Source organism: Chryseobacterium sp. GP-SGM7 (assembly GCF_049166575.1).
Lineage (GTDB): Bacteria > Bacteroidota > Bacteroidia > Flavobacteriales > Weeksellaceae > Chryseobacterium.
This window is the reverse complement of sequence record NZ_JBMHFF010000001.1, coordinates 111,804-136,002: the sequence shown is the minus strand read 5'-3', so window position 1 is coordinate 136,002 and position 24,199 is coordinate 111,804. Positions and strand designations below refer to the sequence as shown.

Here is a 24,199-nt window from a genome sequence, read left to right as displayed (position 1 = left end):
TGAGGAGTTTTCTATAAGATAAATTTTAATATTTATAAAAATTAAGAATACATTTTTTCTCTTAATTCTTTGATTTTTTTGTCAGCAAGATATTCATCATAAGTCATTTCTCTGTCGATAATTCCGTTTGGAGTCAATTCTATGATTCTGTTACAGACCGTTGAAAGCATTTCGTGGTCATGAGAGGCCAATAAAAGATTTCCTTTAAAGTTAGACAATGAGTTGTTCAATGTAGTGATACTTTCAAGGTCTAAGTGGTTTGTTGGTTCGTCCAATAGAAGTACATTCGCTTTTTGGAGCATCATTCTGCTAAACATGCATCTCATTTTTTCACCTCCCGAAAGTACTTTACAAGATTTCAAAGCTTCATCTCCCGAGAAAAGCATTCTTCCTAAGAATCCTCTCATAAATTCTTCATGACGCTCTTCATCATTTTTGGTAAATTGTCTCAACCAGTCAACTAGATTGATATCTTCTTTAAAGAATTCTGTATTATCTAAAGGCATATGAGATTGGTTAGTCGTAACTCCCCAGGCAAAAGTACCTTTGTCTTGTTGAGTGTTTCCTGCTAAAATTTCGAAAAATTCTGTAATTGCCAAAGAGTTTTTAGATAAAACAGCAACTTTATCATTCTTTTTAAGATTAAGATCTATATTAGAGAACAATAATTCTCCGTCTTTTGTTTTTTCAAGACCTTTTACATCTAAAATCTGGTCACCAACTTCTCTTTCCATTTCGAAAATAATCGCAGGGTATCTTCTTGAAGATGGTTTAATATCATCGATGTTTAATTTATCGATCATTTTCTTTCTTGCAGTTGCCTGTTTAGCTTTTGCAACGTTTGAACTAAATCTGGCGATGAAATCCTGAAGTTCTTTCTTCTTTTCTTCTGCTTTTTTGTTAGCCTGAGCTCTTTGTCTTGTTGCTAACTGAGAAGCCTGATACCAGAAAGAGTAGTTACCTGTGTAAAGATTTAATTTAGCATAATCTAAATCTCCGATGTGTGTACAAACAGTATCCAGGAAGTGACGGTCGTGAGATACAACGATTACTGTGTTTTCGTAGTCTGCCAGGAAATCTTCTAGCCAAGAAATCGTTTCAATATCAAGGTCATTCGTAGGTTCATCCAAGATCAATACATCTGGATTTCCGAAAAGTGCCTGAGCCAAAAGAACCTTTACTTTGTCCTTATTCTCTAGTTCGCTCATCATTTGCCAGTGCATATCGTCTTTAATACCCACGTTTGAAAGCATGGTCTGTGCATCAGATTCAGAGTTCCAGCCTCCCATTTCGTCATAGACAACACCTAGCTCACCGGCTTTAATACCGTCTTCGTCAGAGAAATCTTCCTTTGCATAAAGGGCATCCATCTCTTCTTTTATTTCAAATAATTTTTTGTTACCTCTCAAAACAGCTTCAAGTACCGTAAATTCATCATAGGCAAAGTGATCCTGCTCAAGAACCGACATTCTTTTCCCTGGTTCCAAAGATACGTGTCCTGTTGTTGGATCTTGCTTTCCTGTTAGTATTTTAAGGAATGTAGACTTTCCTGCACCATTTGCTCCGATAATCCCGTAGCAGTTTCCTTTCGTAAACATAATGTTTACCTCGTCAAAAAGAACTCTTTTCCCGAATTGTAAAGATAAATTAGATACTGTTAACATATAAGTTTGTAAATTTGGCGCAAAATTACGAAAAGAATTTGGGTAAATTATAATAATGTAATACTCAAGTTTTTATAGGAAAGCAAATTTTGTATATTTATTAACAAAATTAGAAATAATGAAGATTGAAAAAACAGTCAGAATTTTAAATAAAAGAGCTCGGTTTGAATATGATATTATCGAAGAGATTGAGGCCGGAATGGTATTAACTGGTACCGAGATTAAATCTTTGCGTTCATCAAAAGCATCTATCACAGAGTCTTTCTGTCAGTTTATTGATGGTGAGTTATATATCATTAATATGATGATTGATGAATATAAACTGGGAACTTTTTATAACCATAAAACAAAAAGGGAACGGAAGTTGCTGTTGCACAAAAGAGAATTGTTAAAATTTGAAAAAAAACTCAAGGATGCAGGGAATACAATTGTTCCACTAAAGCTTTATATTAATGACGGAGGCAAGGCTAAAATAATTATTGCTCTTGGAAGAGGTAAAAAACTCTTTGATAAGAGAGAGGCAATAAAAGATAGAGAAAATAAACGAAACCTCGATAGAATATTAAAGAAAAGTTAAAAATCATCCTGAAAACTTTGTTTATAAAGAAAAATTATATTTATTTTGCAATATCAATTATTTAATCATTTAATTCTATGAAAAATCTAAAATTAGGAATTTCAGTATTGGCGCTTACGGTTGCTTCTACTGTTTTCGCTCAGACTACCAACAATCCGTGGATGATCGGAGTTGGTGCTCATGCGGAAAACCATACAGCACAACGTAATAACTTTAGTAATACGTTTTCTGCTACTAATTTGACGAAAAATATGTTCAATGTGAACAATTTTTCTATTACGCCACCTCTTTCTAAACTAACAGTTGCTAGAAACATTGGTAAAGGTTTAGTTATCGACTGGCAGACTAGTGTAGGAAATGTTGAAAACAAAAGACTAAACATGGGTAAAGAATTCATGTTAATGACTGGTCTTGGTTTCCAGGCTAAAGCAGCTGGACTTATCTGGGATGAAGAGTCTTGGTTTGACCCGTACTTGAGAGTTGGTGCTAACTACCTAAGACATGATTATACATCTTTGTCTTTCCCTAGACAAACTTTCATCAACGGAAATCCTGCTGAGATGACTGCTAATGGTGATAACGGTATGGAAATGGGTAAAGCGAATCACTTTACTGTTTCTACAGGTGCTGGTGTTAACTTCTGGTTGACTAAAAACTTCGGTTTAGGTGTTCAGGGTGATTATGTTTCAACTCCTGGAGATAAAGCTAATTATGCTAACTTCTGGCAAGCTTCTGCTTCATTGAACTTCAGATTCGGAAACAGAGATAGAGATAAAGATGGTATCTTAGATAAAGACGATTTATGTCCAGATACACCAGGTTTACCAGAATTCCAGGGATGTCCTGATACAGACGGTGATGGAGTTCCAGATAAAGACGATCAGTGTCCAGATGTTGCTGGTCCTGTTGAAAACAATGGTTGTCCTTGGCCAGATACAGATGGTGACGGTGTAATCGACAAAGATGATGCTTGTCCTACAGTTGTAGGTCCTGCAGAAAACAACGGTTGTCCTTGGCCAGATACAGATGGAGATGGTATCTTAGATAAAGATGATGCTTGTCCTACAGTTCCAGGTGTTCCTGAATTCCAAGGATGTCCTCCTCCAGTACCAGTTAAGCCAATTGAAGAAAGAGTAACTGAAGAGTTTAGAGATCTATTGTTTGATTTTAACAAAGCTACTATCAGACCTCAATCTAATGGTAAATTAGATCAAGCTGCAAGAATTATCAAAGAAGAAGGTTCAAACCAAAACTTTGTGATTGTTGGTATGACTGATGCTAAAGGTGCTGCTGCTTACAACTTGAATTTATCTAGACAAAGAGCTGCTGCTGTAGTTGCTGCTTTAGAAGCTAGAGGTGTAAATGGTTCAGTTCTTAAATCTATCGGTATCGGTTCTCAGGAAGCTACTCAACCAGCTACTGCATCTGATGAAGCAAGATTAGTAGACAGAAAAGTAATTGTAAGAGCAATCTCTGGATCAGAGTGGGAAACTTACAAAAAATCTGACTTACCAGTGAAAAAAGCTCCAGCTAAGAAAAAGGCTCCAGCTAAAAAGAAAAAATAATTAATTTTTCTAAATAATAAATACCCTCAGTTTTCTGGGGGTATTTTTTTTGTTGTTGATTTTGAGTATTTTTGTCAAAATTTAATATAAAAAATGGGAAGAGCATTTGAATATAGAAAAGCCTCCAAGATGGCTCGTTGGGACAAAATGGCCAAGACTTTTTCTAAAATTGGTAAAGACATTGCTTTAGCGGTAAAAGCAGGGGGAACTGATCCTGAAGCTAATCCTGCATTAAGAAGATGCATCCAGAATGCAAAGGGTGCAAATATGCCGAAAGATAATGTTGAGAGAGCTATAAAAAAGGCGGGAGGTGCAGATGCTGAAAACTACGAAGAAATCACTTATGAAGGTTACGGACAAGGTGGTGTTGCGTTTTTCGTTGAATGTACTACAAACAATCCTACAAGAACTGTTGCCAATGTAAGAGCAACTTTCAATAAGTTTGACGGTAATCTTGGAAAAAATGGTGAGTTGGCTTTTATCTTCGACAGAAAAGGAATTTTTACCATTGATTTGGCTAAAGTTACAATGGATTGGGATGATTTTGAAATGGAAATGATCGACGGCGGAGCAGAAGATGTAGAAAAAGATGATGAAGAAGTAATGATTACCACTGCTTTTGAAGATTTTGGTTCTTTGTCTCACAAATTAGATGAGCTTAAGATTGAAGCTAAAAGTGCAGAATTGCAAAGAATTCCGAACAATACGAAAGAAGTAAATGCGGAACAATTTAAGGCAAATATGAAAATGCTTGATCGTTTTGAAGAAGATGATGATGTACAAAACGTCTATCACAACATGGAAATCACAGACGAATTATTAGAATCTTTATAAAAAGATAATACAGCATTCATACACAGTTCATTTTCAATTAGTTTCTTTGCAAAAGAATCAATTGTGCAATCGCCATCCTTGGTAATACAAAAATACTAGTTGATATGGCGATCACATTTGATCATTTAGTAAGATAAATATCTGCAAATGAAAAGAGATGTTGAGCTGGTTGTTATTTCGGATGTACATTTGGGAACTTACGGATGTAAGGCTAAAGAACTTCTTAGATATCTAAATTCTATTCAACCGAAAACATTAGTTTTAAATGGTGACATTATTGATATTTGGCAGTTTAAAAAGTCTTACTTCCCTAAGCCTCATTTAAAAGTAATCAAAAAGATTATTTCTTTTGCTACAAAACACACAAATGTCTATTATATTACAGGTAATCACGACGAAATGTTCAGAAAATTTACCGACTTTGAATTGGGTAAACTGAAAGTCTGCAACAAACTTTGTCTTGATATTAATCACAAAAAAACATGGATTTTTCACGGAGATGTTTTCGACGCCTCCGTTCAGCATTCAAAATGGATTGCAAAATTAGGCGGAAAAGGCTATGATCTTCTCATTGTCATCAATAATGTTGTGAATTGGTTTTTAGATAAAATGGGTAAAGAAAAATATTCATTTTCAAAAAAAATCAAGAATAATGTAAAAAAAGCAGTCAAATATATTGGTGATTTTGAACTAACAGCTTCAGAACTGGCAATTGATAACGGTTATGATTACGTAATTTGTGGTCATATTCATCAACCTCAAATGCGTAAGGTTGTCAATAAGAAAGGCTCTTGTACTTATTTGAATTCAGGTGATTGGATTGAAAATTTATCTGCATTGGAATTTCATCAAAACGAATGGAAAATCTTTCATTATGAAGAGCACAAACATTTGCTTAAAGACGATGATGCCGAAGAAATTCCGGATATCAACAATTCAGATCTTTTGAAAATTGTAACTCAATTTACTTAGCATGAAGGTACTGTATGCATTTCAGGGAACAGGAAATGGGCATGTTGCAAGAGCACAGGAAATCATCCCTATTCTTAAAAAATATGCTTCTGTAGATACTTTAATAAGTGGTCATCAATCTCAACTGAAGGCTGATTTTCCAATTAATTTTCAACATAAAGGTGTTTCACTGCTGTATAATAAAACTGGAGGGATCTCTTATAAAAAAATTCTCTTTGAAAATAATTTCCTCGAAGCTTTTAAAACAATTAAAAATATTGATTTAGGCAAATACGATTTAATTATCAATGATTACGAACCTTTAACGGGTTGGGCTTGCAAAACTAAAAATTTGAATATGATTGAGCTGAGTCATCAGGCTTCAATGAGTTTTACAGAAACGCCAAAACCTGAAAAAAAAGATTTTTTCGGAGAATTAATTTTAAAATATTATGTTCCGAGTGAAAGGAAAATAGGTTTTCACTTTGATAATTATCATCCTCAAATAAAAAAACCCGTCATCAGAAGAAAAATTAGAAATCTAAATCCTCATAAGAAAGGTTTTTATGTGGTTTACCTTCCGAGTTTTTCAGATGAAAACATCATTAAAGTTCTACGGGAGATTCCTGTAGAATGGAAAATTTTTTCCAAGCACAGCAAACTTCAGGTAAAAATAAAAAATGTTGAGGTTTTCCCGATTGATGAAGTTCAATATTTAAAATATTTCGAAAACTGTGACGGAATTTTATGCAATGCTGGTTTCGAAACTCCTGCAGAAGCACTTTTCATGGATAAAAAATTATTCGTAATACCCATTCATAATCAGTATGAACAGGAATGTAATGCGTGTGCTTTAGACAAAATGGGAATATCAAATTCTAAAGTTTTAGAGGTAAAGGAAATTAAAAACTGGGTAGCTTCGGATCTTCATTTGCAGGTAAATTATCCTGATGATATTGAAGATATTCTGCTGAATGAAGTTTTAGTTCTGTAAAAAAATATCCTCCACATCGTTCATCCTTCTCATTACCGCTCTTGCATAAGAACAATGCGGGTAAACCTTCCAATGATTGTCTCTTGAGAATTTAATGGCTTCTTCTACAAGAAATTTTCCCATTCCGCGACCTTCAAATTCGGGATGAACTAACACAAAAGAAATAATCAATTTATCTTCTTCAGGGAAAATGGTGTACGTTAATCTTCCGACTTCTTTTATTTCGTTGTTGAGTGTGATTACTCCGCCGTTTCCCGATTTATTATTTTCAAATTTCATAAGTAGATTTTTAACTAAGTTTAAATGTACAAAAATTGAACCGCAGAAGTTTTGATGTACATCAAAAAAAGGGATTAAATGAAAGGTCAATTTGGTTTCACTGGTCAATTTTAAGAATAAATAATTTTTAAAATACAGAATCTTTCAAAAGAAAATACAGAATATTCCGTTTAATTCTTAAATTTGACTTATGCGAAAGAATTTTTATCTTATTACTGTATCATTATGTCTTGTAAGCTGCTATACTTATCAAGTTAAAAAACCTGCGGATATTACAGCAACCGATAATAAGCAAGATTCTAAGAGAAGTGCAGAGCTTGCAAAGGCATCTCCCGCAGAGATGAACAATGAAAAAGCCGGATCTCAAAAACTAAACTCACAAGCAATGGCTGCTCCAATCAATGTGAAAGAGAAACTTGCTCCTAACAAAAATTTTAGAATTGATGTTGATGGCAAAAGCTATAAGATAATCGTTGATCGATGGGAAAGTGACAGTCTGGTTGCTCACTCCGTTAATAATCCTAAAAGAATTATGAAATTCCATAAAAACCAGATTAACAGCGAAAAAATTGCTGAAAAGCAATTTTCAAAACCTATCGCAGATATTATTACAATTGCAGCTTATGCAGGAATTGGAGTTGGAATTTGGGCTCTTTTGAAATAAATTTTTAGAAATAAAATATAATTAACAATTCACTTGCACAGCAAAATTGAGAGTAGACTAATTTTCTTTACCTGTGTAATAATTATAATCTTTAATAACCACTCCTATAAACTGTCTTTCGGTCATTTTTGTGAGATCAACTTCAAGTTTGAGAATACTTTTTATTTTATCCGAAAGCTTCGTAATGACTTGCCGGTCATCGATTTTTAAGGCCTTTAAATAATTATCTTTAATAATTCTCATATCATTATCACTCAGACCAATTACCTGCGGAAAGGTGGGGATGTAATCATGATTGATATTCTCCAAAATAGTGTGAGAAATATTGATATTGTTTTTTAATGAAATTACTGCTGTTCCGGAAGCAATGTCGCCCAAACGTTGATTATTTTTAGAAACAATCATAGAAACCAGACCTACAATTCCCGCAAAAGTAGTGTCGATTAACCTGAAAACCCAGCGAATCAGATAATCTCCAAAACTTGCCTGGTAACCATCGATTTTTACTACCCGTATTTTCATTACTTTTTTTCCGGGAGTCTGTCCTTCCATCAGGCTTTCCAAAACAAGAGGATATAAAGAAACCGGCAATGTAAGGACGATGTAGATTGCACTTTGAGACCAGGAATCCATCCCGTTAAGGATGTATCCTAAATTTAAAATATTAAAAAACAAATAGAATGTTGCAACAAGATAAGCCACCTTGATGAGAGTGTCTATAAGGTACGCTACTATTCGTTCTCCGATACTTGCAGTGATAAAATTAATATTTACATTTTGGGAGGTATTTATCGCAATTTGAGACATAATTTTTATTATTTTAGCCTTACAATTATGAGAGAAGTTTATTTCATTAAACAAAATAAAGAAAAATGGTTGGGAATTGAGCAGGTTGTTCAGGGGAAAATTAAAAAAAATCCTGATGATCTGTCTTCGTTGTACATTAATCTTGTCAATGATCTTTCCTTTGCCCAGACGTACTATCCTAAAAGTAATACGACTGTATATTTAAACCATCTTTCGTCTCAGATTTTCCAGAAAATTTATAAAACTAAAAGGGTTGAAGAAAACAGGCTGATTTATTTCTTCAAAACAGAAGTTCCTTTAATTGTTTATGAATATAGAAGATATTTAGCCTACTCATTTTTATTCTTTATATTTTTTATGCTGATTGGAGTGCTTTCGGCAATTTATGATAATGAATTTACCAATCTTATTCTCAGCGAAGGATATGTAAATATGACCATCGAAAACATTAAAAACGGAAATGCTGTCGGTGTTTATCAGGATGGTTCTACTTGGGGAAGTACGATAGGAATTACCGTTAATAACATAATAGTGGGTGCAAAACTTTATATGTATGGAATCACCTGCGGAATAGGAACATTGTATCTTCTGATGCAAAACTCGATCATGGTGGGTACTTTCCAATATTTTTTCTATCAACACGGAGCTTTGGGAGATAGTGCAAGAGGAATCTGGCTTCACGGGGCATTTGAAATTTTCAGTATGGTGGTGGAAGGAATGTGTGGTTTGATTCTGGGAACTTCTATTCTTTTTCCTAAAACATTTTCAAGATTTAATTCTTTTAAAAACGGATTCAAAAATTCATTCAAAATATTTTTAAGTACCATTCCATTTACGATTTGTGCCGGAATTATCGAAGGCTACGTCACAAGGCATGCTTTAGAAATGCCTTTAGCTTTAAATCTTGTGATTATTTTTGGCTGTTTGGGAATCATCGGCTTTTATTATTTTGTGTACCCCAGAATGGTTAACCGTAGAATAAAAAAACTTATCAATGATGCAATTTTATAAAAAAAGAGATTTCGGAGCTTTCATAACAGATAGTTTTACGTTTTTCAAACTGTATGGTAAAAATTATTTCAAAAATTATATTTTACTGAATGGTCTCTTGCTTATTCTCATGGTCGCAATTTTTATTTTTGGTTACAGAGAATTGTTTATGCAGATTTTCGGTTCAAATATGAGTGGAGAAAGTTACTATTTCGAATCTTATTTTGAAGACAATATCGGCATGTTTACTGTTATCGGAGTCATCACATTTTTACTTTTCATGACAATAATGATTGTAAATTATCTTTTTCCTGTTTTTTATCTGAAAAGATTGGCTAAAGGAGAAACGGTAATAAAAGCAGACGATATTTTTGGCGATTTTAAAAAAAATGCGGGAAGAATCGGTAAACTTTTGTTGGGATTAATTTTTATAGTGACACCAATATCAATCATTATTATTGGGATTTCGTATGCATTAATGCTTGTAATTATTGGCTTTTTTCTTTTGTTACTCATATTTCCGGTTGTAATCAATGTTGTTAATTTTCTGATGTACGATTATTTTAACAGCAACAGAGGTTTTTTTGAAAGTTTAAGTTACTCCATTCGTTCGCAATTTTCTTATGCAAACAACAGGGAAGGTTCACCGTTCTGGAAATATTGGGGTACAACGATAGTAATATTCATTATTTTGTACGTCATTACTACTGTTTTTACGATGATCCCGATGATATTTTTCATGCTTAAAATTACAACAATGGCACCTGATGGAAATTTTGAACAAAATCCTTTCGCCGGAAGTTTCGGAGTCTTAATTTTTGTGATGTATGGCGTTTCTACTTTGATTTCATTTTTCCTTTCTAATATATTGTACGTTAATTCAGGATTAATGTATTACGACAGCAGAAGAGATTTTCACCAAAAAGTTGAGCTGGAAGAAATTGAAACAATCGGTGTCAATGAATAAGTTTTTATTTGTTTTATTGATTTTTATAAATCCTGGGCTTTTAAAAGCACAGGAGTATAATGATGATGAATATCCTGAAGATTATACAGAAGTTGTCACTGCAGATACTGTTGTGACAAGTCATTACAAAAATATGTATGTGGCAGATTCTGTTTTAAAAGCCAATCCGCAGACTGAAAATACGGTTTTCCCAAAGAAATTCAAAGAAAATCTTCCTTCAAGATACAAAGGAAACGAGTTTGATTATACCACTTCGAAGCCCAGAGAATCATTTTTCGAAAAGCTTCAGAGAAAGTTGATTCAATTGATCCGAAGTATTTTTGGTGATACCAGTTTAGAAACTTCTTCGCAGATTACAAGCGTTATCATTCGTCTTTTTGCGATTATTCTGGTAGGTTTCTTACTGTATTTTATCGTTAAATTTTTAATTAAAAATAACGGAAATCTGTTTTTTGGAAAGAAGAACAAAAAAATAGAAATCAATGAAGAGGAACTTCACGAAAATATTCATGAAATCAATTTTCCACAGAGTATCTCAAAATTCGAAAATGACGGAGACTACCGTTCTGCCATTCGATACCAGTTTTTATTTGTTCTTAAAAAGCTGAGTGACAAAAAGCTGATTCTATGGAATCCCGAAAAAACCAATAGAGACTATGTTTCCGAGCTAAAATCGAATCATCTGAAAAACGATTTTTATAATCTTTCTTATATATTCGATTACGTTTGGTATGGCGAATTTAGGATTGATGAGCTAAGTTATCATAAATTTAAAAATCAATTTAAAGGATTTAAACCTTAAATAAAAACTTCTTATAATGAATAAAACGTTCAAAATATATGCTGTTATTTTCATCATTATCATGGTGATTCTGGCATTGCTTGAAGTGAGTAAAAAGGAAGTTACAGACTGGCGAAAAAACTTTGCTGTAAACAAGAAGTCACCATTTGGCCTGTTTGTTTTTAATAAAGAAATTAAAGATTTATTTAAAAATAATTTAACGAAAATTGAAGTTGCACCTTATGATTATTACTCTGATAAAAACAAAAAACTGCATAATATTCTTATTGTAGAAAGTGAAGTAGATCAGGAATCGTGGAATAAAATTTTAAATGAAGTTTCGAAAGGTTCCGATGCGATGATTATTGCGACCCGAATTCCTAAGAGCATTTCAGATTCAATTGGTTTTTACAACTCGAAAATATCTTTTGAAGAACAAAATATTTTAAAACTCACCGACAAAAAATATCAGAATGATTTTATTAAATTAGATAAATTTCCGTCGGGAAGAGGTTTTTCTTATATTAAGCCCAACGTTCAGGTTTTAGGTAAAACCATTGAAGAAAATAACGAAGATCAGGCAAATTTTATCAAAGCACCTTTCGGAAAAGGAAATATTTACGTGCATTGCGAACCTCTTTTTCTTACCAATTACTATCTTTTGAAATCAGGAAATATAAAATATGCTCAAAGTATATTTTCATATTTAGATGATAAAGAAACCATATGGTTTGTGGAAAGCAATACCAAAGAATCGAGTTCATTACTGAGATTTATTCTTGCCAATCCTGCTCTGAAATATGCTTGGTGGGTATTTTTAGGTGGGATTATTTTATTCATTTTCTTTAATGTAAAACGAAAACAAAGAATTGTTCCTATTATTGAACCCTTAAAAAATACATCTGCCGATTTTGTGAAAAGTATAGGTAATCTTTATCTGCAGGAAGGTGATTTCCACGATATGATGGCGAAAAAAGCTCAGTATTTCTTACATAAAGTAAGGCTTGATCTCTTAATTGATACTCAAAATTTGGATGAAGAATTTTCTAAAAAACTTCAGTTAAAAACGGGTAAACCAGCTGAATTGGTCAGTGAAGCCATTTCATTCATTAAAAAAGCACAAGATCCTTATGGAAGTGTAATGAAAGAGGATCTGGCAAGGATGAATAAAATTTTGGACGATATTTTAAAATAGAAATATACGGCAAGGCTTTGTAGGAATCTAAACTTTGTAGTAGAAACAATCAGCATCATAAAAGTAGCTCCGTAGGTGTGATAAAAAAATACAATTAATTTAATTTGGAAAATGGCGAATACGTATTCACAAATTTTTATTCAACTTATTTTTGCTGTAAAAGACAGAGATAGGTTAATTCGTGATGAATATCGTATCCGTTTAGAAAAATATATTACCGGAATTGTTCAAAATAATCGGCAAAAACTATTGGCTGTTTATGCAAATCCTGATCATATTCATATTTTAATTGGTTATAATAATTTGAATGTTCTTTTACCTAATCTTGTACGGGATATTAAATCAAATTCATCAAAACTCATTAATGATGAAAATTGGTTTGTGGGAAAATTTTAATGGCAAGAAGGTTATGGAGCATTTTCTTATTCTAAAAGTCAAATTGATATGGTCGTAAAGTATATTTTAAATCAGAAGAAACATCACGAAAAGCAGTCATTTAAAGAAGAGTATATTGAGTTTTTAACAAAATTTGAAATTGATTATAAAAATGAATATATTTTTGAGTTTTTATGATGATTAAAGGTGTCGCTCCTACGGAGCTTCGCCAATTGTGAAGAAAAAAATCTACAAAGGTTAAATTCCCACGGAACAAACCAACAGTGTGAAGAATTTAAAATAAAGGTTATGAAATTGCATGCAGCTGTAGGAGTCAAATGTTTGCAGAAAATAATCAAATTAAGAAGGAAGCTCCGTAGGAGCGACACCTTTGTAACCCAATGTTAAAATAGAAAAATTAGCTTTAATAAAGCGAAGAACTTTAAAATAAAAACGAATAAAATGGAAAATTACCAAGATCAGAATCTAGAGAACCAAAATTCCATCAACTTACATAAAGAACAAAAATCTGAGGGAGAATTTCAATCAAGAATTGATATGATTGATCTTCGTGAAAATCTAAATAAAGTAAAAACAGAAATAGCAAAAGTGATTGTCGGCCAGGAAAAAATGATTGAACACCTTTTAGCGGCATTGCTTTCTAATGGTCATGTTTTGATAGAAGGAGTTCCCGGAGTTGCGAAAACCATTACGGCTAAATTACTGGCAAAAACAATTGATGTAGATTTCAGCAGAATTCAGTTCACTCCGGATTTGATGCCTTCGGATATTTTGGGAACATCGGTTTTCAGCATGAAAAATTCCGAATTCGAGTTTAAAAAAGGTTCGATTTTTTCTAGTTTTATCCTGATTGATGAGATCAACCGTTCTCCTGCAAAAACACAGGCTGCTTTGTTTGAGGTGATGGAAGAAAAACAGATCACCATCGACGGAACGCGTTACGAAATGGAGGAGCCTTTTTTGGTCATTGCAACTCAAAATCCAATTGAACATGAAGGAACATACAGACTTCCGGAAGCCCAGCTTGACCGATTTTTATTTAAAATCAATGTTGGTTATCCAACGCTTGAACAGGAAGTGGCGATTATCAAAAATCAACACGACAACAGACTTGAAGATAAAACCGAAGCCGTAAATAAAGTTATTACAGCGCAGCAACTGAATGATTATCAGAAATTGGTAAAAGAAATCATCGTTGAATCTCAGTTGATTGAATACATTGCAAAAATCATTATCAATACAAGAGAAAATCAATTTTTATATTTAGGAGCTTCACCAAGAGCAAGTTTGGCATTGTTAACCGCTTCAAAAGCTTTTGCTGCGTTACGGGGAAGAGATTTTGTAACTCCGGAAGATATCAAAGAAGCAAGTTACGCAGTTTTAAGACACAGAGTAATTGTTTCTCCGGAAAGAGAAATGGAAGGTTTAACGGCAGATGAAATTATCAGACAGATTTTAGAAGGAATAGAAATTCCGAGATAAAATTTATAAGCATAAAGAATAATTTAACCACAAAAGTCATAAAAGTTTAGCTATTTAAAGTAGCTGAAAAAAAGGTGATTAAAGAATACTTAAGTTTTGAAAATCTTTGATTTTCTTATTTGTGAACTTGTTATTTTCAAAGTTATAAACTAAATAAAACTTTTGCGACTTTTGTGGTTTATAAAAATTAATCAAACTGCATTTAAAAACAAGTTGGATTGCTAAAAATGAAAAAATTATACATCAATACCCGTTTTTTTTTCGCACTTATCGGTGTGGGAATGCTTTATGTTTTGGCATTTTTCTTTCCGTTAATTATGTTTTTGGGTCACGGATTTTTATTGTTGATTTTCCTTACAGTTTTTGTTGATTATCTGCTTGTTTTTAGCCCAAAAGACGCTGTTTTAGCGCAAAGAATTTTACCTGAAAAGCTATCAAATGGCGATGAAAATGCAGTGAAAATTGATATTAAAAACAATTACAGTTTTAAAATTAATGTGAAAGTTATTGATGAAATTCCATTTCAGTTTCAGAAAAGAGATTTTTTAATTAAAAAGCAGGTTCAGTCAGGAAAAAATACATTCTTTCAGTACATTTTAGAACCTAAAGAACGGGGTGAATATAATTTCGGAGCTTTAAATATCTACGCTTCATCACCCATCGGTTTTGTTTCCAAACGTTTTATTTTTCAAAAAGATGCTTTATTAGCCTCTTATCCGTCATTTATTCATTTAAGAAAATATGAATTGATGGCTCTTCAGAACGAATTTCTTTTAGGCGGAATAAAAAAAATAAGAAAGCTGGGACACACGATGGAATTTGAGCAAATCAAAGAATACGTTCCGGGAGATGATGTTCGAACGATCAACTGGAAAGCAACTTCAAAAACGAATCGTTTAATGGTAAATCAGTTTCAGGATGAAAAATCGCAGCGTATTTTTATGCTGATTGACAAAGGAAGAACAATGAAAATGCCTTTCAGTGGTTTGAGCCTTCTAGATTATTCCATCAACGCAGCAATGGCTTTGTCTCATATTATTCTGAAAAAAGGTGATCGGGCGGGAATGATGACTTTTTCTAAGAAAGCAGAAAATAAAGTCGCTGCCGAGAATAAATCCGGACAATTAAGAAAGATTTCCGAAGCTTTATATAATATTAAAACCGATTTTTTTGAAAGTGATTTTAACAGATTGTACCAGGATGTAAAATATTCAATCAATCAGCGGAGTTTGGTTTTACTTTTTACCAATTTTGAAACGTTGGACGGTTTAAACAGGCAAATGAAATATCTTCGGGGAATTGCTAAAAATCATTTATTGGTTGTTGTTTTCTTTAAAAATACTGAGATTCAGAATCTCATTCATACCAATCCTGAAAGTACGCAGGAAATTTATGACGAAATTATTGCCGAAAAATTTGAGTTTGAAAAAAAACTTATCATTCAGGAATTGAGGAAATATGGAATTTATTCGGTGTACACTTTGCCTGAAAATCTGAATGTTGAGGTGATTAATAAATATCTTGAGATAAAAGCAAGGGGAATTTTATAATTTTGCAATAAGCAATAAGCAATAAGCAATAAGCAATAAGCATAATGAAAATTACTTTAAACAGAATCAACGACGATTTTTTATTTGAATGTACCAACTATCAGGGAAATTCAATTTTATTAGATAATACTTCTCAGCCTGGAGCGAAAGGTGTTTCGCCGATGGAAAGCGTCTTAATGGCTGTTGCAGGTTGCAGCGGAATTGACGTTGTTTCGATTTTAAAAAAACAAAGGCAGGAAATCACCGATTTTAAAGCTGAAGTGGAAGGCGAAAGAATTCAGGTTGATGATGCAAAACCATTCAAATCAATCAGCGTAAAATTTTTATTGGAAGGAAATATTGATCCTAAAAAAGCTTTAAAAGCATCAGAACTATCTTTTGAAAAATACTGCTCGGTTTCTAAAACTTTAGAACCCAACGTAGAAATCGGGTACGAGGTTTTTGTAAATGGAGAAAAGGTTGAGCAATAGAGAACGATACATAATTAGTGTTTGAGAGTTACAGAGTAATTTATCTCTCTCAAACACTTTAATTTAAAACTCTAGAAAAACCATCACGACCCCATTCTTGGCTTTAAAAGTTTGGCTACCGTTGCAGTCCATCCTGTTTGATGTGATGCACCAACTCCTCTTCCGTTATCTCCGTGGAAATACTCAAAGAACGTAATATAATCTTTAAAGTTGGGATCATAATTGAATTTATAATTTCCACCGTTAAAAGCACGTTGTCCGCTTTCATCTTTCAGGAAAATAGAGCATAGTCTTCCGCTTATGTTTTGAGCCACTTCATCTAAGTTTTTCTTTTCACCACTTCCGGTAGGAAAATCTACTTTTAAGCTGTTTCCATAATAAAAATGGAAACGCTGAAGACTTTCAACAATCAGAAAATTAATCGGAAACCAAATCGGACCACGCCAATTGCTGTTTCCGCCAAACATTCGGCTGTCACTTTCAGCTGGTGTATAATACACTACGTTTTTATTGTCATGAACGGTAAATATAAACGGATTTTCTTCGTAAACTTTAGACATTGCGCGAATTCCGTAAGAACTCAGAAATTCTTTTTCATCAAGCATTCTGTTCAAAACCTTTGTAAGTCTTGTTTTTCTTAAAATACTCATCAAATGTTTTCTGCCAATTCCTTCTTCATCCCAATGCGAAACTAAAGACGCTAACTCGGGCTTGTTTTTTAAAACCCAGTCCATTCTTTCGCGGAAATTCGGCATTTTATCGAGTAAATGATGATCGATAATTTCAACTGCAAACAGAGGGATCAATCCGACTATACTTCTCAGTCTCAAAGAAACACTTTCCCCGTTTGCCAGCTGCAAGACATCATAGAAAAAGCCGTCTTCCTCATTCCAGAGGCCTTCTTTACCTTCTCCCATATTTTCCATTGCTTCAGCAATATAAAGATAATGCTCAAAAAACTTGATCGCCATATCTTCGTAAACCTGATAGTATTGAGCAAGTTCCATGGAAATTCGCATCATATTCAAAGCATACATTGCCATCCAGCTCGTTCCATCTGCTTGCTCAAGATGTTCGCCGTCTTTCAGTTCCATATTTCGGTCAAAAGCACCAATGTTATCCAGTCCTAAAAATCCGCCGCCGAAAATATTTTTACCATTTTTATCTTTTCGGTTAACCCACCAAGTAAAATTCAGCAATAATTTCTGGAAAACTTTTTCAAGGAATAAAAGATCTGGTTTCCCATTTGCTTTTTCGTCAATTTTAAAAACCCTGAAGCAAGACCACGCATGAACAGGCGGATTGACGTCGCTTAAATTCCATTCATAAGCAGGCATTTGTCCGTTCGGATGCATATACCATTCCTTAGTCAGCAAAAGCAATTGATTTTTTGCAAAATCTGCATCAATAATAGCAAAAGGGACACAGTGAAATGCTAAATCCCAAGTTGCATACCATGGATATTCCCATTTATCGGGCATTGAAATGATGTCTTTATTGTGAAGATGTTCCCATTCTGTGTTTCTCACGTAATTGTTAAAGTTTCTAGGTGCTTCGTGATTGGGATCACCGTTTAGCCATTTCCCAACATTATAATGGTAGAACTGTTTGTTCCATAAAAGCCCTGCAAAAGCTTGTCGCTGAACATTTTTTTCATCATCATTAAATATATCCTGCTGAATTTCATTATAAAATTCATTAGCTTCATTAATTCTTGCATTAAAAATATCATCAAACTGATAGAATGCGTCATCCATATCATAAGGTGATAATCTGAATTCGAAAACTTCAGACTTTCCGGCTTCGATAATTTCGTCAATTACAAAAGCTGCTTTTGTTCCTTTTTTTTCAGGATTGATGGTCTTTTTTTGATGAATAATATAATCGTTGATTCCGTCTTTGTAGTATGTGTTTTCTACAATTGGGGCATCATATAGCTTAGTTTCATTGGTTTCATTATCACAAAATACTCTTTCTGCATTTTTATTTTTTGAATAAAACTTTTTAATAGGAATACTGTCATGATTTACATTGATACAACCCTCTTTTCCTGCTTCAACCTGGCCTTTGTATTCATTGTATCCCCATTTCCAGTTGTTTCTGTACCATGTTGTTGGCAAAATGACAATCGGAGAAGATTTGTCACTCCTGTTACAAACGGTAACTCTTACTAAAATATCATTTGCGTCTGATTTACAGTATTCTATGAAAATGTCAAAATATTCATCATGATCAAAAATTCCGGTGTCAAAAAGTTCATACTCAGGTTCTTTTTTTGAACGTCTCGCATTCTCAGCAACAATATCATCGTACGGAAACTCATTAATCGGGTATTTGTACACCATTTTCATGTAACTGTGAGTTGGTGTATTGTCGAGATAATAAAAAATTTCTTTAATGTCTTCGCCGTGATTTCCCTGCGGATTGCTTAGACCGAAAAGCCTTTCTTTTATTCTTTTATCTTTTTTATTCCAAAATGAAAGTGCAAAACAGAAAATTTGTTTTGGATCTGAAATTCCGGCAATACCTTCTTCGCCCCATCTGTAAGTATGACTTTCTGCAATGTCATGATTGGCAAAATGCCATGCGTTTCCGTTGTTACTGTAATCTTCACGCACATTTCCCCATTGTCTGTTGCTTACATAAGGTCCCCAGTTTTTCCAGTCTTTATCTTGTAATCTTTGCTTCTCAGTATTCATTTCCAATCATTTTCATTGCTAAGTTAATTTTTTTGAGAAATAATTCCAATTTTTTTAATCTGAATAATTCTTAACAATTCAATCAAACCCTCATCAATATTAAGTTTAATGAGATTTATTAAATTTTTTTAATTTTTAAAAAGAAAAGTTCTATCTTTGCACTATTCGTTCATTAAAATATTGAAAATGTTATCAAGAAAGGTTGAGGGATTAGACCCTGTGAAACCTTAGCAACCCTTTGTGCAAGCAAAGAAGGTGCTACGTTCTACCAAAATTGTTTTGGACAGATAACTACTGAATTTTTTTCAGCCATTTCCTGTGGCATTTTCAATTATATTATCATAAGTGTAATAGAATTGAAAACAGAACTTAAACATATTAATTTTTCGTATGAAACCAATTCCAATAAGGAATATAATATCTCGTTGAGCTATCAGCTTTTCGGGAAAGATCTGTTTTCAGCTCCAATTATTTTGGTAAATCATGCCTTAACCGGAAATTCATATGTTTCAGGCGAAAAAGGATGGTGGAGACAATTGATTGGTGAAAATGATGTAATCGATACTAATAAATATACAGTTCTGTGTTTCAATATTCCCGGAAACGGATTTGATGATTTTTTAATTGATCAATACGAAGATTTCACGCCTTCAGATATTGCGAATATCTTTTTACAAGGTCTTGAAATTTTAAATATTAAAAGTTTACACGCCATTATTGGAGGTTCTTTAGGAGGCGGAATCGGCTGGGAAATGCTGGTAAAAAACCCAATGCTTGCCGAAATTTTCATTCCTATTGCCTGCGATTTTAAAACCCACGATTGGCTTCATGCACAATGTCTCGTTCAGAAGTTTTTATTAAATCAAAAAGATGAACCATTACAAAAAGCAAGAATCCATGCGATGTTGTGCTACAGAACGCCGGAATCGTTAAATGATAGATTTCAAAACAGATACAATCATGAAAAACAAAGATTGGAGTCGGAAGATTGGCTGATTTATCACGGAAATGCTTTAAACGAGAGATTTAGTTTAGGATCTTATCAACTGATGAATCATTTGCTGATGAATATTAATGCTGATGAAATGCAATTGGAAAAGATTCAGGCACGAATGCACATGATCTCCGTTGATACAGATCTGTTTTTCCCCGCTTCTGAAATCCGAATGTGTTTTAAAAAGCTAAAAGAAAAAAAGGAAAATATTTTCTATCACGAGATCATCTCAATTCATGGGCACGACGCCTTCTTAATGGAATACGAACAATTAAATAACATCATTAAAAATATTTTGTAGAATGAAAAGTAATGCTAACGAAATAAAATTTTTAAAAAACAGATCAATCATCAAATTTGAAGGAGAAGATTTCTTGGGCGAAATCGGGATTGACGGACGAATTTTCAAGGCGCTTACTTTGGCGCGAATCAGTGTTGGAGTAATTTCTCAACAGGCAATAGAAAACGGATTATCAATTTTAGTGCAGGAAAGTGATTCTGAAAAGGCTGTTAATTGCCTGATTGATGAATTCGAAGCAGAAAGAAAATCAGGGAAAGTTTCTCAGATTTATAGTATAAATAATGTTTCCGTGATAGGTTTTGTTGCTGAAGATTTTAATAAAGTCTTGGCAGAATTGGCAAGGAATAATGTTTTTCCTTTGCTTTTAAACCAAATTGCATCAGAAAAACGAGTAAATATTGTTGTCACTTCTTCTCAGGACGAGAAAGCAAAAAATATCATCGAATCAGAAATTTCTAAAAAACCAAAGACGGTTCATTTGGCAATTATCGGTCACGGAAACGTTGGGAAGACTCTAATAGAACAGGTTTTACATTCATCGGAAGAGATCAGAAGACGAAAAAAAATTGATCTGAAAGTCGTTGCTGTTGCTAATTCAAGAAAAATTGCTTTTAATAAAAAAGGTTTTGATAGTAATTGGAATGATGAAGTTTTGACAGCTGAAAGTCCTTCTGATGTTCAGGAATTAATTAATTTTTCAAAAGAAAATCAACTGGAAAATCTTATCGTTGTTGATAATACGGCAAGCAAAGATTTCGTTCATAATTATCATGCTTTGGCAGAAAACGGTTTCGACTTGGTTTCTTCAAACAAGATTTTCAACACACTTCCTATCGAAGAATATCGTAAACTAAGATATACGTTGAACAAAAATAACAGACGCTATCTGTACGAAACCAATGTTGGTGCAGGTTTGCCGTTAATTGATACCATAAAATTATTGCATCTTTCAGGAGAAAATATCACAAGAATTAAAGGAGTTTTTTCCGGAACTTTGAGTTATGTTTTCAATAATTTTTCTTTGAGAGACGATAAATTTTCCACAATCATCAACGAAGCTTTGGAAAAAGGATATACAGAACCTGATCCAAGAGAAGATTTATCAGGAAATGATGTAGCTAGAAAACTATTGATTTTAGCTAGAGAATTAGATTTAATTAATGAATTTAATGATATCAACATTCAAAATCTTGTTCCGGAAAATTTGTTGGATATTTCAAAACCAGAATTTCTTTCAAGGTTAAACGAATTGGATGATGAATATCAAAAAATCAAAGAAAATCAGGAAAAAGATCATGTGTTGAGATACGTTGGAGATCTTCACGGCGATTTGCAGAAAGATAAAGGTGAATTGGATGTGAAATTAATTTCTGTTCCTGCAAGTTCAGCTTTAGGGCAACTGAAAGGATCAGATTCAATCTTTGAAATTTACACTGAGAGTTATGGTGAAAATCCAATTGTCATCATGGGAGCCGGAGCCGGAGCTCAGGTTACAGCAAGAGGAGTTTTCGGAGATATTTTAAGACTCAGCGAAACAAAATAAAAAGAATCAAGAGACAATACTCAAGAGAAAAAAATATCAGAACCCGACAGGGTTCAACAACAATAGCCGTAGGTGGAAACCTATTGAAAAAATCGAAAAAACGTACAACGAATCCGTAAGATTCAATATAAATAACCATAGATGAACTATGGAAAAAAATAAAATGGAACACGAAAATTTTGAAACTCTTGCTATCAGAACTCAAACCGAAAGAACTCAGTTTGATGAGCATTCTACACCATTATATCTGACGTCGAGCTTCGTATTTGAAGATGCGGAAGATATGCGTGCGAGTTTTGCCGAAGAAAAAACAAAGAATTTATACAGTAGATTTTCAAACCCAAATGTAACGGAATTTACAGATAAAATTGCCAAAATGGAAGGTGCAGAAACGGGTTATGCTTTTGCAACAGGAATGGCTGCGATTTATTCAACATTTGCAACGCTGTTAAATGCAGGTGATCATATTGTAAGCTGCCAATCGGTTTTCGGTTCTACACATACCTTGTTCACAAAATATTTCCCGAAATGGAATATCGAAACAACGTATTTTAAAGCTGATGATTCTGAAAACGTTGAAAAATATATTCAGCCTAATACGAAAATTTTATATCTCGAAACACCAACTAATCCCGCAATTGAGGTTTTAGATTTAGAATTTTTCGGACAAATTGCAAGAAAACATAACCTGATTTTCATTGTGGATAATTGTTTTGCAACGCCATATTTGCAACAGCCGATAAAATACGGAGCGGACATTGTGGTGCATTCCGCAACAAAATTAATTGACGGTCAGGGTCGTGTTTTGGGTGGAGTAGCGGTCGGTAGAGAAGATTTGATTCGTGAGATTTATCTTTTCGCAAGAAATACAGGTCCTGCCATGTCGCCTTTCAACGCCTGGGTTTTGTCTAAAAGCTTGGAAACATTAGCGATTCGTGTTGAAAAACATTGTGAAAACGCTTTAAAAGTCGCAGAGTTTTTAGAAAATCATCCGAATGTGGAATTAACAAAATATCCATTCTTGCCATCTCATCCAAGTTACGAAGTGGCGAAAAAGCAGATGAAATTAGGTGGAAACATCGTAGCATTCGAGATCAAAGGCGGAATTGAAGGCGGAAGAAATTTTTTAGATAAAATTAAAATGTGTTCGCTGTCTGCAAATCTTGGTGATACAAGAACGATTGTGACACATCCGGCTTCTACAACACATTCAAAATTATCGGATGAAGAAAGAAATGAAGTAGGAATTACAGCAGGTTTGGTGCGTTGTTCGGTAGGTTTGGAAAATGTAAATGATATTATTGCAGATTTGAAGCAGGCATTGGATTAATTCAATAGCAACGGGCTTTAGTCCGTTTAAAAAATAACGAAATACTAAATGGGCTTTAGCCAAAATATATAATGAAAAATTCAGAACAACTATACAAAGCATTATCCGAAAGAATTTTAATTCTCGACGGAGCTATGGGAACGATGCTTCAGCGGTACAAATTCGAAGAGGAAGATTATCGTGGCGAACGTTTCAAAGATTGGGAACATCCGGTGAAAGGTAACAACGATTTACTTTCACTAACTCAGCCTAATGCAATCGAAGAAGTTCACAGAAAATATCTTGAAGCAGGAGCAGACATTCTTGAAACCAATACGTTTTCAGGAACAACAATTGCGATGGCAGATTATCACATGGAAGATCTAGTTTATGAATTAAACTACGAGTCTGCGAAAATTGCAAGAAAGGTTTGTGATGAATTTACAAATAAAAATCCAGACAAGCCAAGATTTGTTGCCGGTTCTATCGGTCCCACAAACAGAACGGCAAGTTTAAGCCCTGATGTAAATGATCCCGGTTACAGAGCCATTACTTTTGAAGAATTGAGAGTTGCTTACAAACAACAGTGCGAAGCTTTATTGGATGGAGGCTCCGATATTCTTTTGGTGGAAACTATTTTCGATACGTTAAATGCAAAAGCAGCCCTTTTCGCAATCGATGAAATTCAGGATGAAAGAGAAATTAAGATCCCGATTATGGTTTCCGGAACCATTACCGATGCTTCGGGGCGAACGTTGAGCGGACAAACTGCAGAAGCATTTTTAATTTCAGTTTCTCATTTGAATTTATTGAGTGTTGGTTTCAACTGTGCTTTGGGAGCAAACCAATTGACGCCTTATCTGGAAACATTGGCTCACAATTCAGAGTTCCATGTTTCGGCTTATCCGAATGCGGGGCTTCCGAATGCTTTCGGAAAATATGATGAGACGCCGGAAGATATGGCAGGACAGATTAAAGAATATGTAGAAAAGGGATTGATCAATATTATTGGTGGTTGTTGCGGAACGACTCCTGAACATATCAAAGCCATTGCAGATTTAGTAGAAAAATATGAACCAAGGAAAGTTGTTGCGAATATTTAATTTTTTGGGCAGCTTAATCCGCCTTCCGCTCCCAATCTTTTGTTCGTCGTTCCTCCTCGCAAAAGGATTTCCGCTCAAGTCGGG

21 protein-coding genes, 1 pseudogene and 1 riboswitch are annotated in these 24,199 nt (G+C 33.8%); of the genes and pseudogenes, 18 read left to right on the top strand and 4 right to left on the bottom strand.

Annotated features, from left to right (window positions below; translation table 11 throughout):
• Positions 1-41: 41 nt before the first annotated feature.
• Positions 42-1,664 carry an ABC-F family ATP-binding cassette domain-containing protein gene (locus ACOOWA_RS00625; RefSeq protein ID WP_421372496.1) on the bottom strand — a complete coding sequence of 541 codons (1,623 nt, stop codon included), beginning with the start codon at positions 1,662-1,664 and terminating at the stop codon, positions 42-44.
• A 118-nt stretch (positions 1,665-1,782) separates the two neighbouring features.
• Here ACOOWA_RS00625 and smpB point away from each other — a divergent pair, with 118 nt between their 5' ends.
• From smpB to ACOOWA_RS00600, 5 genes are all read left to right on the top strand, one after another.
• Positions 1,783-2,241, top strand: a complete 459-nt coding sequence (gene smpB / locus ACOOWA_RS00620; RefSeq protein WP_421372493.1) for an SsrA-binding protein SmpB — start codon at positions 1,783-1,785, stop codon at positions 2,239-2,241.
• Positions 2,242-2,318: 77 nt separating this feature from the next.
• Positions 2,319-3,806 carry an OmpA family protein gene (locus ACOOWA_RS00615; RefSeq protein ID WP_421372491.1) on the top strand — a complete coding sequence of 496 codons (1,488 nt, stop codon included), beginning with the start codon at positions 2,319-2,321 and terminating at the stop codon, positions 3,804-3,806.
• 93 nt (positions 3,807-3,899) lie between these two features.
• Positions 3,900-4,640 (top strand): YebC/PmpR family DNA-binding transcriptional regulator, encoded by a 741-nt coding sequence (locus ACOOWA_RS00610; protein ID WP_421372489.1) that lies wholly within the window; start codon positions 3,900-3,902, stop codon positions 4,638-4,640.
• A gap of 147 nt (positions 4,641-4,787) precedes the next feature.
• Complete coding sequence (locus ACOOWA_RS00605; RefSeq protein ID WP_421372487.1) at positions 4,788-5,612, top strand: UDP-2,3-diacylglucosamine diphosphatase; 825 nt, start codon at positions 4,788-4,790, stop codon at positions 5,610-5,612.
• Position 5,613: 1 nt separating this feature from the next.
• Positions 5,614-6,585 carry a glycosyltransferase family protein gene (locus ACOOWA_RS00600; RefSeq protein WP_421372485.1) on the top strand — a complete coding sequence of 324 codons (972 nt, stop codon included), beginning with the start codon at positions 5,614-5,616 and terminating at the stop codon, positions 6,583-6,585.
• On the opposite strand, the gene ACOOWA_RS00595 is transcribed toward ACOOWA_RS00600, so the two are convergent.
• Positions 6,574-6,864, bottom strand: a complete 291-nt coding sequence (locus tag ACOOWA_RS00595) for a GNAT family N-acetyltransferase (RefSeq protein WP_421372483.1) — start codon at positions 6,862-6,864, stop codon at positions 6,574-6,576. The two genes, ACOOWA_RS00600 and ACOOWA_RS00595, sit on opposite strands and share 12 nt — an antisense overlap.
• A gap of 190 nt (positions 6,865-7,054) precedes the next feature.
• Between ACOOWA_RS00595 and ACOOWA_RS00590 the strand changes: the two genes are divergently transcribed.
• Positions 7,055-7,528 (top strand): hypothetical protein, encoded by a 474-nt coding sequence (locus ACOOWA_RS00590; RefSeq protein ID WP_421372481.1) that lies wholly within the window; start codon positions 7,055-7,057, stop codon positions 7,526-7,528.
• 57 nt (positions 7,529-7,585) lie between these two features.
• On the opposite strand, the gene ACOOWA_RS00585 is transcribed toward ACOOWA_RS00590, so the two are convergent.
• The gene (locus ACOOWA_RS00585; protein ID WP_421372479.1) at positions 7,586-8,335 is read right to left on the bottom strand and encodes an RDD family protein; all 750 of its coding nucleotides are present in this window, start codon (positions 8,333-8,335) and stop codon (positions 7,586-7,588) included.
• Positions 8,336-8,362: 27 nt separating this feature from the next.
• Between ACOOWA_RS00585 and ACOOWA_RS00580 the strand changes: the two genes are divergently transcribed.
• From ACOOWA_RS00580 to ACOOWA_RS00545, 8 genes and pseudogenes are all read left to right on the top strand, one after another.
• Positions 8,363-9,346 carry a stage II sporulation protein M gene (locus tag ACOOWA_RS00580; protein ID WP_421372477.1) on the top strand — a complete coding sequence of 328 codons (984 nt, stop codon included), beginning with the start codon at positions 8,363-8,365 and terminating at the stop codon, positions 9,344-9,346.
• Positions 9,330-10,292 (top strand): DUF4013 domain-containing protein, encoded by a 963-nt coding sequence (locus tag ACOOWA_RS00575; RefSeq protein WP_421372475.1) that lies wholly within the window; start codon positions 9,330-9,332, stop codon positions 10,290-10,292. The genes ACOOWA_RS00580 and ACOOWA_RS00575 overlap by 17 nt, the downstream gene beginning before the upstream one ends.
• The gene (locus ACOOWA_RS00570; RefSeq protein ID WP_421372472.1) at positions 10,285-11,094 is read left to right on the top strand and encodes a DUF4129 domain-containing protein; all 810 of its coding nucleotides are present in this window, start codon (positions 10,285-10,287) and stop codon (positions 11,092-11,094) included. The genes ACOOWA_RS00575 and ACOOWA_RS00570 overlap by 8 nt, the downstream gene beginning before the upstream one ends.
• 16 nt (positions 11,095-11,110) lie before the next feature.
• Complete coding sequence (locus ACOOWA_RS00565) at positions 11,111-12,268, top strand: DUF4350 domain-containing protein (RefSeq protein ID WP_421372469.1); 1,158 nt, start codon at positions 11,111-11,113, stop codon at positions 12,266-12,268.
• Between the two features lie 111 nt (positions 12,269-12,379).
• A pseudogene (tnpA, locus tag ACOOWA_RS00560) lies at positions 12,380-12,841 on the top strand (IS200/IS605 family transposase).
• 264 nt (positions 12,842-13,105) lie between these two features.
• The gene (locus ACOOWA_RS00555; RefSeq protein WP_421372467.1) at positions 13,106-14,146 is read left to right on the top strand and encodes an AAA family ATPase; all 1,041 of its coding nucleotides are present in this window, start codon (positions 13,106-13,108) and stop codon (positions 14,144-14,146) included.
• A gap of 227 nt (positions 14,147-14,373) precedes the next feature.
• The gene (locus ACOOWA_RS00550) at positions 14,374-15,696 is read left to right on the top strand and encodes a DUF58 domain-containing protein (RefSeq protein ID WP_421372465.1); all 1,323 of its coding nucleotides are present in this window, start codon (positions 14,374-14,376) and stop codon (positions 15,694-15,696) included.
• Between the two features lie 44 nt (positions 15,697-15,740).
• On the top strand, positions 15,741-16,166 hold the full coding sequence (locus ACOOWA_RS00545; protein ID WP_421372462.1) for an OsmC family protein: 426 nt from the start codon (positions 15,741-15,743) through the stop codon (positions 16,164-16,166).
• An 83-nt stretch (positions 16,167-16,249) separates the two neighbouring features.
• Here ACOOWA_RS00545 and ACOOWA_RS00540 read toward each other — a convergent pair whose 3' ends face one another.
• Complete coding sequence (locus tag ACOOWA_RS00540; RefSeq protein ID WP_421372460.1) at positions 16,250-18,865, bottom strand: MGH1-like glycoside hydrolase domain-containing protein; 2,616 nt, start codon at positions 18,863-18,865, stop codon at positions 16,250-16,252.
• Positions 18,866-19,051: 186 nt separating this feature from the next.
• A riboswitch (SAM riboswitch) is annotated at positions 19,052-19,159 on the top strand.
• Positions 19,160-19,221: 62 nt separating this feature from the next.
• On the opposite strand from ACOOWA_RS00540, the gene ACOOWA_RS00535 reads away from it, so the two are divergent.
• The 4 genes from ACOOWA_RS00535 to ACOOWA_RS00520 all read left to right on the top strand — a co-directional run bounded on the left by ACOOWA_RS00535 (position 19,222) and on the right by ACOOWA_RS00520 (position 24,115).
• Positions 19,222-20,160: an alpha/beta fold hydrolase gene (locus ACOOWA_RS00535; protein WP_421372458.1), complete on the top strand. Its 939-nt coding sequence runs from the start codon at positions 19,222-19,224 to the stop codon at positions 20,158-20,160.
• 1 nt (position 20,161) lies between these two features.
• A complete protein-coding gene (locus ACOOWA_RS00530) occupies positions 20,162-21,703 on the top strand; it encodes an ACT domain-containing protein (RefSeq protein WP_421372456.1) in 1,542 nt (513 codons plus the stop codon).
• A gap of 148 nt (positions 21,704-21,851) precedes the next feature.
• Positions 21,852-23,033 carry an O-succinylhomoserine sulfhydrylase gene (locus tag ACOOWA_RS00525; protein ID WP_421372454.1) on the top strand — a complete coding sequence of 394 codons (1,182 nt, stop codon included), beginning with the start codon at positions 21,852-21,854 and terminating at the stop codon, positions 23,031-23,033.
• A gap of 71 nt (positions 23,034-23,104) precedes the next feature.
• Complete coding sequence (locus tag ACOOWA_RS00520; protein WP_421372452.1) at positions 23,105-24,115, top strand: homocysteine S-methyltransferase family protein; 1,011 nt, start codon at positions 23,105-23,107, stop codon at positions 24,113-24,115.
• Positions 24,116-24,199 lie beyond the last annotated feature (84 nt).